We start from the raw sequence: 14,893 nt of genomic DNA, 5'->3' as shown, positions 1-14,893 counted from the left end.
CGCTCCCCGAATGGCCACCGAAGTCAAAGTTCCGGTACTGCCCGAATCCGTTTCCGACGCCACCATCGCCAGCTGGCACAAGAAGGCCGGTGAAGCGGTCAAGCGCGACGAGAATCTGGTCGACCTGGAAACCGACAAGGTCGTGTTGGAAGTTCCTTCGCCGGTCGACGGCGTGTTGAAGGAAATCAAGTTCGAAGCCGGCAGCACCGTCACCAGCAACCAGATCCTGGCGATCATCGAAGAAGGCGCCGTTGCCGCCGCGGCTCCGGCCGAAGAGAAGAAGGCCGATTCACCGGCAGCCGCTGCACCCGCTCCGGCTGCGGCACCGGCTGCTGCCGCTGCGCCCAGCCCGTCGAAGTCGGCGGCCGATGCGCTGCCGCCGGGTGCGCGTTTCTCCGCGATCACCCAGGGCGTGGATCCGTCGCAGGTCGAAGGCACCGGCCGTCGTGGCGCGGTGACCAAGGAAGACATCGTCAACTTCGCCAAGGCCGGTGGCGTGGGCAAGGCCTCTGGCGCCCGTCCGGAAGAGCGCGTGGCGATGACGCGCGTGCGCAAGACCATCGCCAAGCGCCTGATGGAGTCCAAGAACTCCACCGCGATGCTGACCACCTTCAACGAAGTGAACCTGGCCAAGGTGTCGGCCGCGCGCAAGGAACTGCAGGACGAGTTCCAGAAGGCGCACGGCATCAAGCTCGGCTTCATGAGCTTCTTCGTCAAGGCCGCCGCCAACGCGCTGCAGCGCTTCCCGCTGGTCAACGCCTCGATCGACGGCGACGACATCATCTATCACGGCTACAGCGATATCTCGATCGCCGTGTCCACCGAAAAGGGCCTGGTCACGCCGGTGCTGCGTAACGTCGAACGCCAGTCGTTCGCCGAGGTCGAACAGGGCATTGCCGATTACGCCGCCAAGGCGCGCGCCGGCAAGCTGGGCCTGGACGATCTGCAGGGCGGCACGTTCACCATCACCAACGGCGGCACCTTCGGCTCGCTGCTGTCCACTCCGATCATCAACCCGCCGCAGAGCGCCATCCTGGGCATGCACGCGATCAAGGAACGTCCGATCGCCGAGAACGGCCAGGTCGTGATCGCCCCGATGATGTACCTGGCACTGTCCTACGACCACCGCATCATCGACGGCAAGGATTCGGTGCAGTTCCTGGTCGACATCAAGAATCAGCTGGAAAACCCGGGCCGGATGCTGTTCGGTCTGTAAGCCATCGCTCCCTCTCCCGTCTGCGGGAGAGGGTTGGGGTGAGGGCCGCGCCATCGTCGGCCGCTGCTGCCCTCCCTCATCCGGCGCTTCGCGCCACCTTCTCCCGCCTCCGGGAGAAGGAGAACGAATCAAGGAATTGCTAAAATGGCTGAAAACTACGACGTCGTCGTCATCGGTGCCGGCCCGGCCGGCTATCACGCGGCGATTCGCGCGGCCCAGCTGGGCATGAAGGTCGCCTGCATCGACGCGGCAATCGGCAAGGACGGCAAGCCCGCAATGGGCGGCACCTGCCTGCGCGTGGGTTGCATTCCGTCCAAGGCGCTGCTGGATTCCTCGCGCCAGTTCTGGAACATGGGTCACCTGTTCGGCGACCACGGCATCAGCTTCAACGACGCCAAGATGGACGTGCCCACCATGATCGCCCGCAAGGACAAGATCGTGAAGCAGTTCACCGGCGGCATCGCGATGCTGTTCAAGGCCAACAAGATCACCCCGTACTACGGCTTCGGCCAGTTGCTGCCGGGCAATATCGTCAAGGTCGCCCAGCACGAAGGCGGCGAAATCGAGCTCAAGGGCACCAACGTGATCCTGGCGGCCGGTTCGGAATCGATCGAACTGCCGTTTGCCAAGTTCGACGGCGACACCATCGTCGACAACGTCGGCGGCCTGGACTTCACCGCCGTGCCCAAGCGCATGGCAGTGATCGGTGCCGGCGTGATCGGCCTGGAACTGGGCAGCGTGTGGAAGCGCCTGGGCGCCGAAGTCACCATCCTCGAAGCGCTGCCGGACTTCCTGGCGCTGGCCGATGCCGAAGTGGCCAAGACCGCGCTGAAGGAATTCAAGAAGCAAGGCCTGGACATCAAGCTGGGCGCCAAGGTCAGTAAGACCGAGATCACCGGCAGCGGCGATGCCAAGCAAGTGGTGCTCAGCTACACCGACGGCGCTGGCGAGCAGACCCTGACCGTGGACAAGCTGCTGGTGGCCGTGGGCCGCAAGGCCGCGACCAAGAATCTGCTGGCCGACGGCACCGGCGTCAAGGTGACCGAGCGTGGCCAGATCGAGGTCGATGGACACTGCCATACCGGCGTCGACGGCGTGTGGGCCATCGGCGACTGCGTGCGCGGGCCGATGCTGGCGCACAAGGGCTTCGAAGAAGGCATCGCGGTGGCCGAGCTGATCGCCGGCCTGCCGGGTCACGTCAACTTCGACACCATTCCGTGGGTGATCTACACCGAGCCGGAGATTGCCTGGGTCGGCAAGACCGAGCAGCAGCTCAAGGCCGAGGGCGTGGCGTACAAGGCCGGCAGCTTCCCGTTCGCGGCGATCGGCCGTGCGGTGGCCATGGGCGAACCGGCCGGCTTCGTCAAGGTGATCGCCGATGCCGAAACCGATCGCGTGCTGGGCATGCATCTGGTGGGCGTGGGCGTCTCCGAGCTGGTGCACGAAGGCGTGCTGACGATGGAATTCAACGGCTCGGCCGATGACCTGGCACGTATCTGCCACGCGCATCCGACCTTGTCCGAAGCGATCCACGACGCCGCGATGGCGGTGAGCAAGCGCGCGATCCATAAGGCCAATTAAGCCGGGAATCGGGAGTTGGGAATCGGGAATCGTAAAAGCGGTCCCATCACCTCACTCCTCATGCTGACGCCGGACCTAGGTCCGGCGTCATGCGTTCTGGCTTCTATATTTGCTTTGACCCATTCCCTATTCCCGACTCCCGACTCCCCAATCCCCAATCCCCGATGAAATCAATCTGCGTCTATTGCGGCTCCAATGCCGGCAACAAACCCGTCTATGTCGAGCGCGCCATGGCGCTGGGCGATCGCATCGCCAAGCAGGGTCTGCGTCTGGTCTATGGCGGCGGCAATGTCGGTTTGATGGGCACGGTGGCCAACGCGGTGCTGGCCGCTGGCGGCGAAGTCACCGGCGTCATTCCGCAGCAGCTGGCCGATTGGGAAGTGGCGCATCGCGGGCTGACCACACTGGAAATCGTCGGCTCGATGCATGAGCGCAAGATGCGCATGTTCGAGCTGTCCGATGCCTTCGTCGCCCTGCCCGGCGGCTTCGGCACCATGGAAGAGATCTTCGAGATGCTGACCTGGCGCCAGCTCGGCATCGGCAACAAGCCGTGCGCCTTCCTCGATATCGCAGGCTTCTATGCGCCGCTGATCGGCATGATCGATCGCATGGTGGAAGAACGTTTCCTGCATCCGGATCAGCGCGCCGACCTGTGGTACGGCGACGACATGGCGCAGATGCTGGATTGGATGCAGTACTACACCCCGGCCCAGGCATCCAAGTGGATCGACGAGAAGCGCCGCTCGACGCTGGTGTGATCGAAGGCATCCCTGACCCGCACGGCCGCAACGCGCGTCGCTTTCTACAGGCGCGCGCAGCATCAACGCGCATCGCCCCAGCGAACGCATGCTCACGCTAATACCAGGCAAACCCGTGCGCCCGAACATTCCCTCAGGCGCGACGTCGGTCGCCAACGTCCCACGCACGCAACTGCCCATCGCTACGGCAGCAGCACGCTGCAATCGCCCCGGCCTGCCAGCTTGCAACGGCAGTCACGCTGACTGCAGCAATCGAGATCGCCGCCTCGCATAGAATGGCGACGATGCTCGATACCCTCGCCGCTGACGCGCAACACAGCCTGGACATCAAGCACAGTCGCTTTCTGGCCCATGCTGCTGCACTCGACTCTTCCGCGCAGGCGCTGGAGATCCTGCAGCGCGTGTCGGTGCCCGATGCCACACACAACTGCTGGGCCTACCGGTTCGGTCAAGAGTACCGTTCCAGCGACGATGGCGAACCCAGTGGCACTGCGGGGCGGCCGATTCTGGCGGCCATCGATGGCCAAGGCTTCGATCGCGTGGTGGTGGTGGTGACGCGCTGGTATGGCGGGATCAAGCTCGGTGCCGGTGGGCTGGTGCGCGCTTACGGCGGCACCGCAGCCGAATGTCTGCGCCTGGCCATGCGGCGGCCGCTGGTCGCGCTGACCCGGCTCGACCTGCAATGCCAGTTCGACGATCTGGGGCTGGTACACGCGGCGCTTGCCGCGTTCCATGTCGACAAGCTGGATGAACACTTCGACGCCCAAGGCGCAGCGTTACGCGTGCAATTGCCTGCAGATCAGCTGGCTGGCTTGAAAACCCGCCTGTGCGACGCCACTCGCAATCGTGTCCATCTCTCAACACCGGAAGCCGCATGAATCAGCCAGCCGCCGCCAGGCCCAACCCGTTGCGGAAGCTTGGCAGCCTGCGCACCTTGTGGCCGTTCGTACAACGTCAGCGCGGCCTGTTCGCCGCCTGGCTGATCGCACTCGCGGTGTCTGCGGCGGCCACGTTGAGCCTGCCGGCCGCGGTCAAGCGCATGATCGATCACGGCTTCTCCGGCGGCACGCAGATCAACCACGCCTTCGCCCTGTTGTTTGCGGTGGCGGTGGTGCTCGCCCTGGCCACGGCAGCGCGCTTTTACTTCGTAGCGTTGCTGGGCGAAAAAGTCGTCGCCGACCTGCGCGGCCGTCTGTATGCGCACCTGATCAGCCTGGACGCCGGCTTTCATGATCGCAGCCGCAGCGGCGAGCTGGTATCGCGACTGTCCGCCGACAGCGAGCTACTGCGGGGGCTGATCGGCACCACCATGTCGGTGGCGTTGCGTAGCTCGGTGACGGTGATCGGCAGCATGGCGATGTTGTTCGTCACCAGCCCGCGCCTGGCTGGATTCACGATGATCGGCATTCCGCTGGCGGTGCTGCCGATCGTGCTGGGCGCGCGCCGGTTGCAAAAGATTTCGCGCGCCAGCCAGGACCGTGTGGCCGATGCCAATACGCTGGCGGCCGAAACGTTGGGCGCAGTGCGCACCGTGCAGGCGCATGCGCGCGAGCGTTACGAAAGCCAGCGTTTCAGCCAGGCCTTGTTTGCGGCGATCGATACCGCGCGGCTGCGCATCCGCACCCAGGCCGGCGTAACCGCCATCGCCATCATGCTGATCTTCGGTGCCATCGTTGGCGTGCTGTGGTTGGGCGCGCATGACGTGGTGTCCGGGCGTATGACACCCGGCACGCTGGGCCAGTTCGTGCTGTATGCCTTGATCGGCGGCGGCTCGGTCGGCGCGCTGGCCGAGGTATGGAACGAGTTGCAGCGCGCCGCCGGCGGCATGGGCCGGGTCGGCGAGCTGCTCGACGAAGAGCCGGCCATTTTGGCGCCGGCCACGCCAACGCCCTTGCCGCAGCCGCTGCGCGGGGCGATCCATTTCGACCAGGTGGCGTTTCATTATCCGCAGCGCCCCGACGCACCGGCGCTGGACAAATTTGATCTGCACGTCAGCCCCGGCGAGACCGTTGCCCTGGTCGGGCCGTCCGGCGCGGGCAAGAGCACGGTGCTGGCGATGCTGCTGCGCTTCCACGACCCGGCCAGCGGCAGCGTGCGCATCGACGAGGTGGACCTGCGCCAGACCGACCCGGTGCGCTTGCGCGAGAACATCGCGCTGGTCCCGCAGCAACCGACCCTGTTCGCGGCCAGTGCCGCCGACAACATCCGCTATGGCCGCCTGGAGGCCAGCGATGCCGAGGTGGAAGCGGCGGCGGCGGCGGCAGAAGCCGATGTCTTCATTCGTGCCCTGCCCCAAGGCTACGCCAGCGAGCTGGGCGAGCGCGGCACGCGCCTGTCCGGCGGCCAGCAGCAGCGCGTGGCGATCGCGCGTGCCTTGCTCAAGGATGCGCCCATCCTGCTGCTGGACGAAGCCACCAGCGCACTGGACGCACAGAGCGAGCGCGCCGTGCAGCAAGCGCTGGACCGGCTGATGCAGGGCCGCACCACCCTGGTCATCGCGCACCGCCTGGCCACCGTACTCAAGGCCGACCGCATCGTGGTCATGGATGCCGGCCGCATCGTGGCGCAGGGCACGCATGCGCAGTTGATCGCCGAAGGCGGCCTGTACGCCGAGCTGGCACGGCTGCAATTCATCGATCAATGACGGCCGGTTGAGGCCCACTGCGGGCCACACGCTCACTCACCGGCCTGGCCGGCAGTGCGACTCCGAGCGACCCGACGTGCCGATGCGACCATGCCCCGCCCCAAGACCACCCTTCGCCAACTGAGTTACTTCGTCGCACTTGCCGACACCGGCAGCTTCACTCGCGCCGCCGAACAGATGGGCGTGTCGCAGCCCTCGCTGTCGCAACAGATCCGCGCACTGGAGACCATCATCGGCGCGCCGCTGTTCGAGCGCGGCGTGCCGGCCATCCTGACCCCGCTCGGGCGCGATCTGCTCGACCGCGCGCGCAGCATCCTGCTCGACGTGGCCGATCTGGAAGACCTGCGCACCACCGCGGCCGATACATTGATTGGCACCATCCGGCTCGGTGTCTCGCCCACGCTGGGCGCCTACCTGATGCCCAGCCTGGTTGCGCGGCTGCACCGCGAGCACCCGGCGCTGCGCGTGCACGTGCGCGAGGGTTTGCCCACCGTACTGGCCAGCGACCTGGCCAATGGCGTGCACGATCTGATCCTGGCGCAACTGCCGGTGGCCGGACGCAGCCTGCACAGCGAACGACTGTTCCGTGAGCCCTTGCACGTGACCATGGCCGCCGATCACCCGCTGCGCAGCAAACGCTACATCACCCCTGCCGATCTGCGCGGTACCAACCTGCTCACCTTGATGCCGGAATACCGATTGGCCGAACAGGTGGCCGCCATCGCGATGGACGTCGGTGCCCATGTACTGCGCGATTACGAAGGAACGAGTCTGGATGCGATCCGGCAGATGGCCGGCATGGGCATGGGGTTGGCGCTGTTGCCGGACCTGTACGTGCGCCAGGAAATCCGCGAAGGCGACGATGTGGTGGTGCGCCCGATCAAGGGCGGCCGCTATTACCGCGAGATTGGGCTGCTGTGGCGGCAAGGCGCAGGACGTGCGCCAGCGTTCGGTTTGATCGCCGATTTGCTGCGCGCTGCAGCCGCATAGGAAAATCCTATACAACGCATAAGCGCTCCGGCCTTGTCCTATAGCGGTAACTCGTCAATGCTTCACTGAACTCATCAATGGAAGTTCAATGGCGTCACAGCGGATCGGATGGCGGGAAGCGGCGGGCTGGCTGGCGGAAATCGTCGGGCCTGACATGCCGTACGTGCGTCTTGCCCTGGTGTACGGCGTGGCGATCAGCCTGCTGTCGCTGGCCACGCCCATCTCGGTGCAGTTGCTGATCAACAGCGTCGCCAATACCGCACTGCCCACGCCACTGTGGACGTTGTCGGGCCTGTTGCTGGGGCTGCTGCTGCTGGTGGCGTGCCTGAGCGCGATGCGGGTGTGGATGATGGCGCTGTTCGAACGCCGCCTGTTCGCGCGCGTGGTGGCCGAGATCACGGTGCGCGCGGTGCATGCGCAGAACCCCTTCTTCGCCGACCAGAACCGCGGCGATGTGTTCAACCGCTACTTCGATCTGGTGGTGGTGCAAAAAGCGGTGCCCAGCCTGGCGATCGGCGCCTTCACCATCGTGCTGCAGTCGGCCGTCGGCCTGATCGTCACCAGCTTCTACCACCCGTTTTTCCTCGGGTTCAACGCCTTGCTGCTGCTGATCATCTTCGCCATCTGGATGATCTGGTCGCGCGGTTCGATTCGCACTGCGGTCGACCTCAGCCACGCCAAGCACAATGCCGCGCATTGGCTGGAAAGCGTCGGCGGTTCCAATGGCTTCTACAAATCCAGCCGCCATCTCAACTTTGCGATGGACCGCTCCGAGGCGGTCACTGCGGCCTATGTCGACCGGCATCGGCGCCATTTCCGCTATAGCTTCACCCAGACGGTGGCGTTCCTGCTGCTGTACGCAGTTGCCAGCGCGGCGCTGCTGGCGCTGGGCGGCAGCTTGATCCTGCGTGGCGAGCTGTCGATTGGCCAGCTGGTGGCGGCCGAGCTGATCCTGAGCGCGGTGTTCTATGGCATCGCGCAGCTCGGCGCGTATCTGGACACGTTCTACGATCTGGTGGCCAGTGCCGAAGAATTGTCGCTGCTGTATGCCATTCCGCAGGAACGTGCCGTCGTGGCGGCCGGCAAGATCCCCGGCAACAGCGCGGTGCGGCTGGACGGCGTGGTGATCGAGGGGGCGCGGTTCGATTTCACCCTGGAAGCCGGCGAGCATCTGGTGACGCTGGCCGATGGCGGCGCCGAGCGGCTGCTGGCGATGGTGCTCAAGCGCCATGTGGTGCCGGATCGCGGCCTGGTGATGGTGGGCGGTGCGGACCTGGCCACCTTCGACATGTACCTGCTGCGCTCGGAAGTCACCGTGCTCGATCGACCGACGATTGTCGAAGTCACCATCCGCGAGTATCTGGCCATGGCCTCGGCCGACGTGAGCTCCGAAGCGATGCTGGAAGCCATCGACACGGTGGGGCTGCGCGCACGCATCGCCGCCTTGCCGCAGGGCCTGGACACGCGCCTTGCCGCGTCCGGCTTTCCGCTGTGGATCGGCGAAGTGATGGCGCTGAAGCTGGCAAACGCCTTGCTGGTGCGCCCACGCGTGCTGATGTTGTCGCAGCTCTACGACCTGCTCCCCGCAGAACGCCTGACCCGTGTGCTGGGACGCCTGAAGGAGGCCGGCACCACCGTGCTGCTGTGCACCGGCAGGCCGGAAGACATCACCCTGGATGGCTGGTTCCGCCTGGAACCCGCGCGCCAGCAGCGCTACGCCACGCGCGACGAACTCATCGCATCCACCCAGGAGGCCACCAATGCAGCACGCCCCTGATCGGATCGCGCACTTCCCCACGCTGGCCTCGATGCGGCCACCGAGCATCGCCAAGGCGCTAGCGTGGATGCTGTTGATCGGCGTCGCCATCGCAGGTTCCATCCTCGCGTTCGCACCTTGGGTGCAGACCGCCAGCGGCAAGGGCCAGGTGGTCTCGCTGGACCCGGGCGACCGCCAGCAGCAGGTCACCGCCTTCGTGCCCGGCCGCGTCGAGCGCTGGTACGTACACGATGGCCAGCACGTGTCCAAGGGCGACCCGATCGCACGCGTCGGCGACCTGGACCCGGATCTACTGACTCGGCTTGCCAGCGAGCGCGCGCAGGTCGCGGCGGAAATCGCCGCCATCCAGCAATCGCGCGCGGTCGCCAGCATCGACGTGGAACGCAGCCGGCAATTGCTCGCCGAAGGGCTGGCCGGGCGCCGCGATTACGAGCTGACCCAGATCAAGGTGGCCGAAGCCGACGCCAAGCTGGCCGAATCGCGCGCCAAGTTGACCCGCATCGACATCCAGTTGAACCGCCAGTCCGCACAGCTGGTGCGCGCGCCGCGCGATGGTCGCGTACAGCAGCTCAACGCCGCCAGCGGCAGCGCCATGGTCTCGCCCGGCACGGTATTGGCGGTGATTGCGCCCGAGCGCGTGGAGCGTGCCGTGGAGCTGTATATCGATGGCCGCGACGTGCCGTTGATTCGTCCCGGCCGCCCGGTGCGGCTGGAGTTCGAAGGCTGGCCGGCGATTCAGTTCAGCGGCTGGCCGTCGGTAGCGCACGGCATGTTCGATGGTCGTGTGCGCGCGATCGACCCCAATGCCGCACCGGATGGGCTGTTCCGCATCCTGGTCGAGCCGCAACCGGGAAAACCGGCGTGGCCGGCGCAGGAATTCGCCCGCCAGGGCGGCAAGGTGCGCGGCTGGGTACTGGGCGAAGCGGTGCGGGTGGGCTACGAACTATGGCGCCAGCTCAACAACTTCCCGTTGGAATTCGGCCGCCGCCCCGCCGCGACCACGCAGGGCGATGGCAAGGCCAAGCCTGCCGCCGACAAGTCCGAAGACGACGCGACGGGCAAGAAATGATGCGGCATCTGCTTGTCCTGCTGATCGCACTCTGCCCCGGTGCGGCCTTCGCCCAAGCCGCGCCACTGAGCCTGGACGAAGTGCTGCAGTCCTCGGCCCGCTCTGCGCCGCAGATCGTCGAAGCGCTGGCGAAAGTCCGCCAGGCCGAAGGCAAGGGAATCTCGGCCGACGGCGCATTCGACACCGTGTTCGATATCGAAGGCCGCTCGCGCGAGGCCGGCTACTACGACGGCAGCAGCATCGAAAGTGGCGTCAAGCGGCCGTTCGAGAACAACGGCGGCTATTACTACGGCGGCTACCGGTCCTCGCGCGGTGCGTTCCCGGTCTACGAAGACAAGTCGTATACCGACCGCGGCGGCGAAGTGAAGGTCGGCGCGCTGTACGCGCTGTTGCGCGACCGCGTGGTCGACGAGCGTCGCACCAAGCGCAGCGTTGCCAGCGCCGACATCAATGTCGCCCAGTACGAAGCGGAGATGGTGGCGATCGGCGTGCAGCGGCGCGCCGTGGACGCCTACCAGAGCTGGGTGGCAGCCGGCCTGAAATTGCGTGCGTACAACGACCTGTTGGCGTTGGCCGAGCAGCGCCGCAATGCGATTTCGCGGCAGGTGACGCTGGGTGCGCGCCCGACCATTCTGTTGACCGAAAACGACCAGAACCTGGTGCGCCGGCGCGCGCTGGTGGTGCGCTCGGAGCAGGACTTCGCCAATGCGGCCAATGCCTTGTCGCTGTATCTGCGCGACGACGCCGGCATGCCGCTGATCGTCTCCAGCGAGCGCCTGCCGCCCGATGCTTCCGCACTGGAAGGTCTGGCCGGTGCCAGCAAAATCACCGCGCCGTTGGAGCGGCCCGATTACCGCGCCGTGCTGACCCGCATCGACCAGGCAACCGCCCGGCTGATGCTGGCGCAGAACGACCTGAAGCCGCGGCTGGATGTGAGTTTCGAAGTCAGCAAGGACCTGGGCGACCCCGGCGTGGGCGGGCCGAACCGCTCGCCGACCGATGCGATCATCGGTTTTCGTTTCAGCGTGCCGCTGGAGAACCGTTCCGCCAAAGGCCGGGTTGCCGAGGCGCGCGCTGAGATCGAAGCACTGGATCAGCGCAGCCGCTTCCTGCGCGACCAGATCTCGGTGGAGGTGGAGTCCATCGTGATCTCGCTCAACGCTGCCGAGCGGCTGGCCAAGATGGCCGACGAAGAACGCGGCCTCGCCGACCGCCTGGCCGCCGCCGAACGGCGACGCTTCGAACTGGGCTCGGGCGATTTCTTCCTGGTCAACCAGCGCGAGGAAACCGCCAACGACGCACGCGTGCGTTTGATCGATGCGCAGGCGCGGATTGCCTCGGCGCGCGCAGAGTTGGCAGCGGCTACCGCTGACCGGGATGCGTTGCAGTTAGGTCGTTGACGCGTTGAGTCTGCGCTGGTCGCGCCTGCGCGCATTGGTCCTGCGCCATACCAATTGCGCCGCTGGCAGTGCTTGTAAGGGCTTATACAGCGTGGCCGGCGATATCGCAGGGCGATCCGCAGAACTGGCAGCGATCTCGACTGGATACGGCGCTACGGATTTCGAAGCTACGTTGCTTGCTGAGCTATAAGCAGCCGCGACGTTGCGAATCGCTGCAATGGGTTCGGTCCAAGACACCCAGCGTCGGACCCCGCATGGCGATCTCAACCTGCAGGTCGTTCGCCTCATCGTACGACGACGTCCGAATAACATCTGCGTGCGCATGCTCGGCGTGCCGGCCAACCGCTGGCGGTACGGGCCAATCGCCCGCAGGGCAACCTTGCAATCCTTCGGAGGTGCATATGTCTTTTCGGCAATTTCCCGCGATCGGCGCAGATGGCGAGCCGTACGTCATCATCGAATTTCGCAACGAGCAGTCGCCTGGCCAGGGCGCACATCCCGCGCCGCGTTACGAACTCCCCGACGGCCGTCATTTGCAACGGCAAGGGCAACGCTTCATCACCGAAGGCGGCGAGCTGCAACTCTCCACACCGTGAGCGCTGCCTGGTCATTTTTTGACCAGCCAGACGACAGCCCTTGCCCTGCAAGGGCTGCGCCAGCTTATCCACATGCTTGTGCAACTTTCATCCACACCCCGTGTGGATGAAATTGTGATTCTCTTCCGAACAGAGGCTTTGAATTTGCGCCGCTTGCAGCGCCGAATGCGACGTGCAGCGTTACGCAATTGATGATCAGGACACATCAACAACAGCATTTTGCCGGCTAACGTACAAGTCAACCGGCAAGTCAGTCTGCGACGCGATCCGACCGCTCCAGCACCCGCCCGATCCCACTAAGGTCGATCTCACTTGCCGCACGCGCCAATGCTGCACGATCACTATCGGATTCGAACCCGATCCGAAAATGCAGCTCGCCCACCGGCGTGCGCGAGGAATGGATCGAGGACAGGTTGACCCCGTGCCGCTCGAAGACATGCAACAGTGCGCGCAGCGAGCCGGGCTGGTCTTCGGGCAGATACACGCTCAAGGTCAGCGGTTCGGTGAGGTCGGCCAACAGGTAGCCCACGCGCTCGTAGGTGTAGTTGCCTGCGGCCAATGCGGTGTGTTGCAGGGAATGGACGTTAGCGTCCAGGAACTGACTGCGGAACTGCGCGCGCGCCGCGTCGTCGCCTTGCGCCACCAGCGCGCGTAAGTGCTGCAGCTGCGACAGCAGGCGGTCGAGCATTTCGCCGACGTACGGGTTACCGAACTGGATGTCTTCATAAATCGATGGATTGAGCGAGAGGATGCGCGCGATCACTGCAGTGTCGAGTTCGAACGATGCGGAGCGATACGGCATCAACGCCTGCAATTGACCCAACAGCGGTGCGTAGTCGCGCAAGGTGCCCGCCTGTGCCAAGTGAGTGGCGTGTACCATCGACTGCACCAAGGCCATCACCCGGTCGTGGTGCTCCGGCGTGGCGTAAACGCACTCTGCCTGGAGTGCCACGTACAAGGTCTGCACCCACGCCGACCAATGCTGCAGGCGCGCTTCGCAGACCACCATGACCCGCCCCTTCAAGGTTGGCGATTTCGGCGGCGCGGTCATCGGATGCAGGCCGACCACGTCTGCCTGCGACGCCAGCATCGCAGCGACCGGCGCCTGCTTGATCGAGGTGACGTCCATCCACAGCTGCGATGCAGCGCGTGCGCCGGCCAGTTCCACATAGCGTTGGATCAACGCGGCGGTGTGGCGAATCGGCGCAGAAAAAATCAGCACATCCGCACGCTGCGCCAGGGTGGCTTCGTCGATGTCGCCGCTGACTGCAGGATCGAAGCCGATCACCTCCAGCTGCATGCGGGTGCGCAAAAACTGCGCCAGCCAGCGTCCGTAGGCGCCGGCAATGCCGACGATGCCGACGACCGGCTGCGCACTCATGCCAGGCGCTCGACGGCAAAGCGCGGCCGTACCGCAAGCGCGGCCGGCGCGGCAGCCAGCACATCGAACTCTTCGTAACCTGCCGCCAGCGTGGCCTCCAGCGCGCTGTGCACACCGGTGAGCGCGTGTCCTACCGCCTGCTCGAACGGCATATCACGCAGCAAAAAACCGATCAACAGCGCCATCAACACATCGCCGGTGCCGGCCACGTCGACCGGCAGATGCGGGCTGGCCCAGCGATACACCGCATCAGTACTGACCGCCAAGGTCACCAATTCGCCTGCTACGCCGGCAACGCTGTGCGCAAGCACCCATTGCGGGCCGCGTGCGAGCAGGACGCGGGCCGCAGCAATGGCATCGTGCTGTTCCAGGCTGGGCATACCGGTCAAGCGTCCCAACTCGAACGCATTGGGCGTGACCAGCCAGGCATGCGGTAGCAAGCGTTCGGCGAACACCCGCTCCAGGCCCGGCTCGACGTAGGGGCCGGTGTGCGTGTCGCCGATCACCGGATCCAGGCAATAGCGCAGCTGCGGCGCCTGCGGCAGCGTCTGCTCCAGCCAATCGGCGAATGCTTCGCCATTGGCCAGGCTGCCGAAATAGCCGGAGACCAGCATGCGCGCCCGCTGCGGCAGGCCGCGTTCTGTGGCGCCGAGCAATAGATCGGCCAACCAGTCGGCCGGCAAGATACGGCCGCGCAAGGTTGCGTAGAACGGCGCGTTACTGAGCAAGGTGGTCGGCACTTCGGCCACACGTAATCCGAGCGCGCGCAGCGGCGGTACGGCAGCGCTGTTGCCGGCATGGCCATAGACCAGCTGCGACTGCACCGAGATCACATCGACCGGCGAAGGACCATCCGGGCGCTGGCGACGACCGTGGACGAGATGACTGTCGGTTGCATCGCTCATGGGAGGCGCCGTCGTGAGAGGAGAGCCCCATTATCTGCTGCAATACGTGAGCGCGTGGCGTGTTTGGAGCCGCGCGATGTGCAGTGCGACGCGCGTTGACTGGATGCGAGCTGGATGGCGCTGACATTCACGCCGTTTGGTGACGCAGACGTCGGAGCCGAACGCTTCAGCGCTGCGCATTCTCTGCAGGTTTTGCAAACGTTGCGATCTGACGAGGCGCGACAGCGCTGAGTGAGCGGGTATCGGCTCAGCGTCGGGATGGTGTCAGTGGCTCAGATGCGGTTTGCGGCATCGCGCAGTGATTCGATCGAGAGTGCTGGGCACTGCGCGCGCGAGGCGAGTGAAGCGCAGGCCTGCACGGAGGTCAGCCCGAAGCGTTATCACTTGGATATCTCTATTGATGCCCGGCTGCACCGGAGCAAGGCCAAGTTGCCGTTCTTAGGCGTTGACGATCGTTACGCCGCACCCTCATCCGCCCTTCGGGCACCTTCTCCCGAGGGGAGAAGGATGTTGTTCTTCTGGCACTTTCTTGCGAGGGAGAGCCTGGTACTTTCCTGCGAGCAAGCTTCTGGCAGT

12 protein-coding genes are annotated in these 14,893 nt (G+C 65.3%); 10 read left to right on the top strand and 2 right to left on the bottom strand.

What is annotated here, in order from left to right; translation table 11 throughout:
* The first annotated feature begins 10 nt into the window (after nt 1–10).
* From sucB to ACCQ06_RS09110, 10 genes are all read left to right on the top strand, one after another.
* Nucleotides 11–1,216 (top strand): dihydrolipoyllysine-residue succinyltransferase, encoded by a 1,206-nt coding sequence (gene sucB / locus ACCQ06_RS09155; RefSeq protein WP_316691847.1) that lies wholly within the window; start codon nt 11–13, stop codon nt 1,214–1,216.
* 144 nt (nt 1,217–1,360) lie between these two features.
* Entirely contained in the window at nt 1,361–2,797 is a 1,437-nt protein-coding gene (gene lpdA, locus ACCQ06_RS09150) for a dihydrolipoyl dehydrogenase (protein ID WP_316691846.1), read from the top strand.
* Between the two features lie 164 nt (nt 2,798–2,961).
* Nucleotides 2,962–3,555: an LOG family protein gene (locus ACCQ06_RS09145; RefSeq protein ID WP_170068416.1), complete on the top strand. Its 594-nt coding sequence runs from the start codon at nt 2,962–2,964 to the stop codon at nt 3,553–3,555.
* 275 nt (nt 3,556–3,830) lie between these two features.
* Nucleotides 3,831–4,433: an IMPACT family protein gene (locus ACCQ06_RS09140; RefSeq protein WP_316691844.1), complete on the top strand. Its 603-nt coding sequence runs from the start codon at nt 3,831–3,833 to the stop codon at nt 4,431–4,433.
* The gene (locus ACCQ06_RS09135) at nt 4,430–6,199 is read left to right on the top strand and encodes an ABC transporter transmembrane domain-containing protein (RefSeq protein WP_228323490.1); all 1,770 of its coding nucleotides are present in this window, start codon (nt 4,430–4,432) and stop codon (nt 6,197–6,199) included. The genes ACCQ06_RS09140 and ACCQ06_RS09135 overlap by 4 nt, the downstream gene beginning before the upstream one ends.
* A 90-nt stretch (nt 6,200–6,289) precedes the next feature.
* Nucleotides 6,290–7,189 carry a hydrogen peroxide-inducible genes activator gene (locus ACCQ06_RS09130; protein WP_316691842.1) on the top strand — a complete coding sequence of 300 codons (900 nt, stop codon included), beginning with the start codon at nt 6,290–6,292 and terminating at the stop codon, nt 7,187–7,189.
* A gap of 88 nt (nt 7,190–7,277) precedes the next feature.
* The gene (locus ACCQ06_RS09125) at nt 7,278–8,966 is read left to right on the top strand and encodes an ATP-binding cassette domain-containing protein (protein ID WP_316691840.1); all 1,689 of its coding nucleotides are present in this window, start codon (nt 7,278–7,280) and stop codon (nt 8,964–8,966) included.
* Nucleotides 8,950–10,035 (top strand): efflux RND transporter periplasmic adaptor subunit, encoded by a 1,086-nt coding sequence (locus ACCQ06_RS09120; RefSeq protein WP_316691839.1) that lies wholly within the window; start codon nt 8,950–8,952, stop codon nt 10,033–10,035. Before ACCQ06_RS09125 ends, ACCQ06_RS09120 begins: the two co-directional genes overlap by 17 nt.
* Complete coding sequence (locus ACCQ06_RS09115) at nt 10,032–11,435, top strand: TolC family protein (protein ID WP_316691838.1); 1,404 nt, start codon at nt 10,032–10,034, stop codon at nt 11,433–11,435. The genes ACCQ06_RS09120 and ACCQ06_RS09115 overlap by 4 nt, the downstream gene beginning before the upstream one ends.
* Nucleotides 11,436–11,836: 401 nt before the next feature.
* The gene (locus ACCQ06_RS09110; RefSeq protein WP_104613899.1) at nt 11,837–12,031 is read left to right on the top strand and encodes a hypothetical protein; all 195 of its coding nucleotides are present in this window, start codon (nt 11,837–11,839) and stop codon (nt 12,029–12,031) included.
* 250 nt (nt 12,032–12,281) lie between these two features.
* Here ACCQ06_RS09110 and ACCQ06_RS09105 read toward each other — a convergent pair whose 3' ends face one another.
* Together ACCQ06_RS09105 and pdxY are read right to left on the bottom strand one after the other, a co-directional pair.
* The gene (locus ACCQ06_RS09105; RefSeq protein ID WP_316691836.1) at nt 12,282–13,412 is read right to left on the bottom strand and encodes a prephenate dehydrogenase; all 1,131 of its coding nucleotides are present in this window, start codon (nt 13,410–13,412) and stop codon (nt 12,282–12,284) included.
* Nucleotides 13,409–14,317 (bottom strand): pyridoxal kinase, encoded by a 909-nt coding sequence (gene pdxY, locus ACCQ06_RS09100; protein ID WP_228323495.1) that lies wholly within the window; start codon nt 14,315–14,317, stop codon nt 13,409–13,411. Before pdxY ends, ACCQ06_RS09105 begins: the two co-directional genes overlap by 4 nt.
* Nucleotides 14,318–14,893: the final 576 nt, after the last annotated feature.

Source organism: Xanthomonas sp. NCPPB 4467 (genome assembly GCF_041475665.2).
In the GTDB taxonomy this organism is placed as follows: domain Bacteria; phylum Pseudomonadota; class Gammaproteobacteria; order Xanthomonadales; family Xanthomonadaceae; genus Xanthomonas; species Xanthomonas dyei.
Note: the sequence above shows the minus strand (reverse complement) of the source record. Positions and strands in the feature narration are given on the sequence as shown.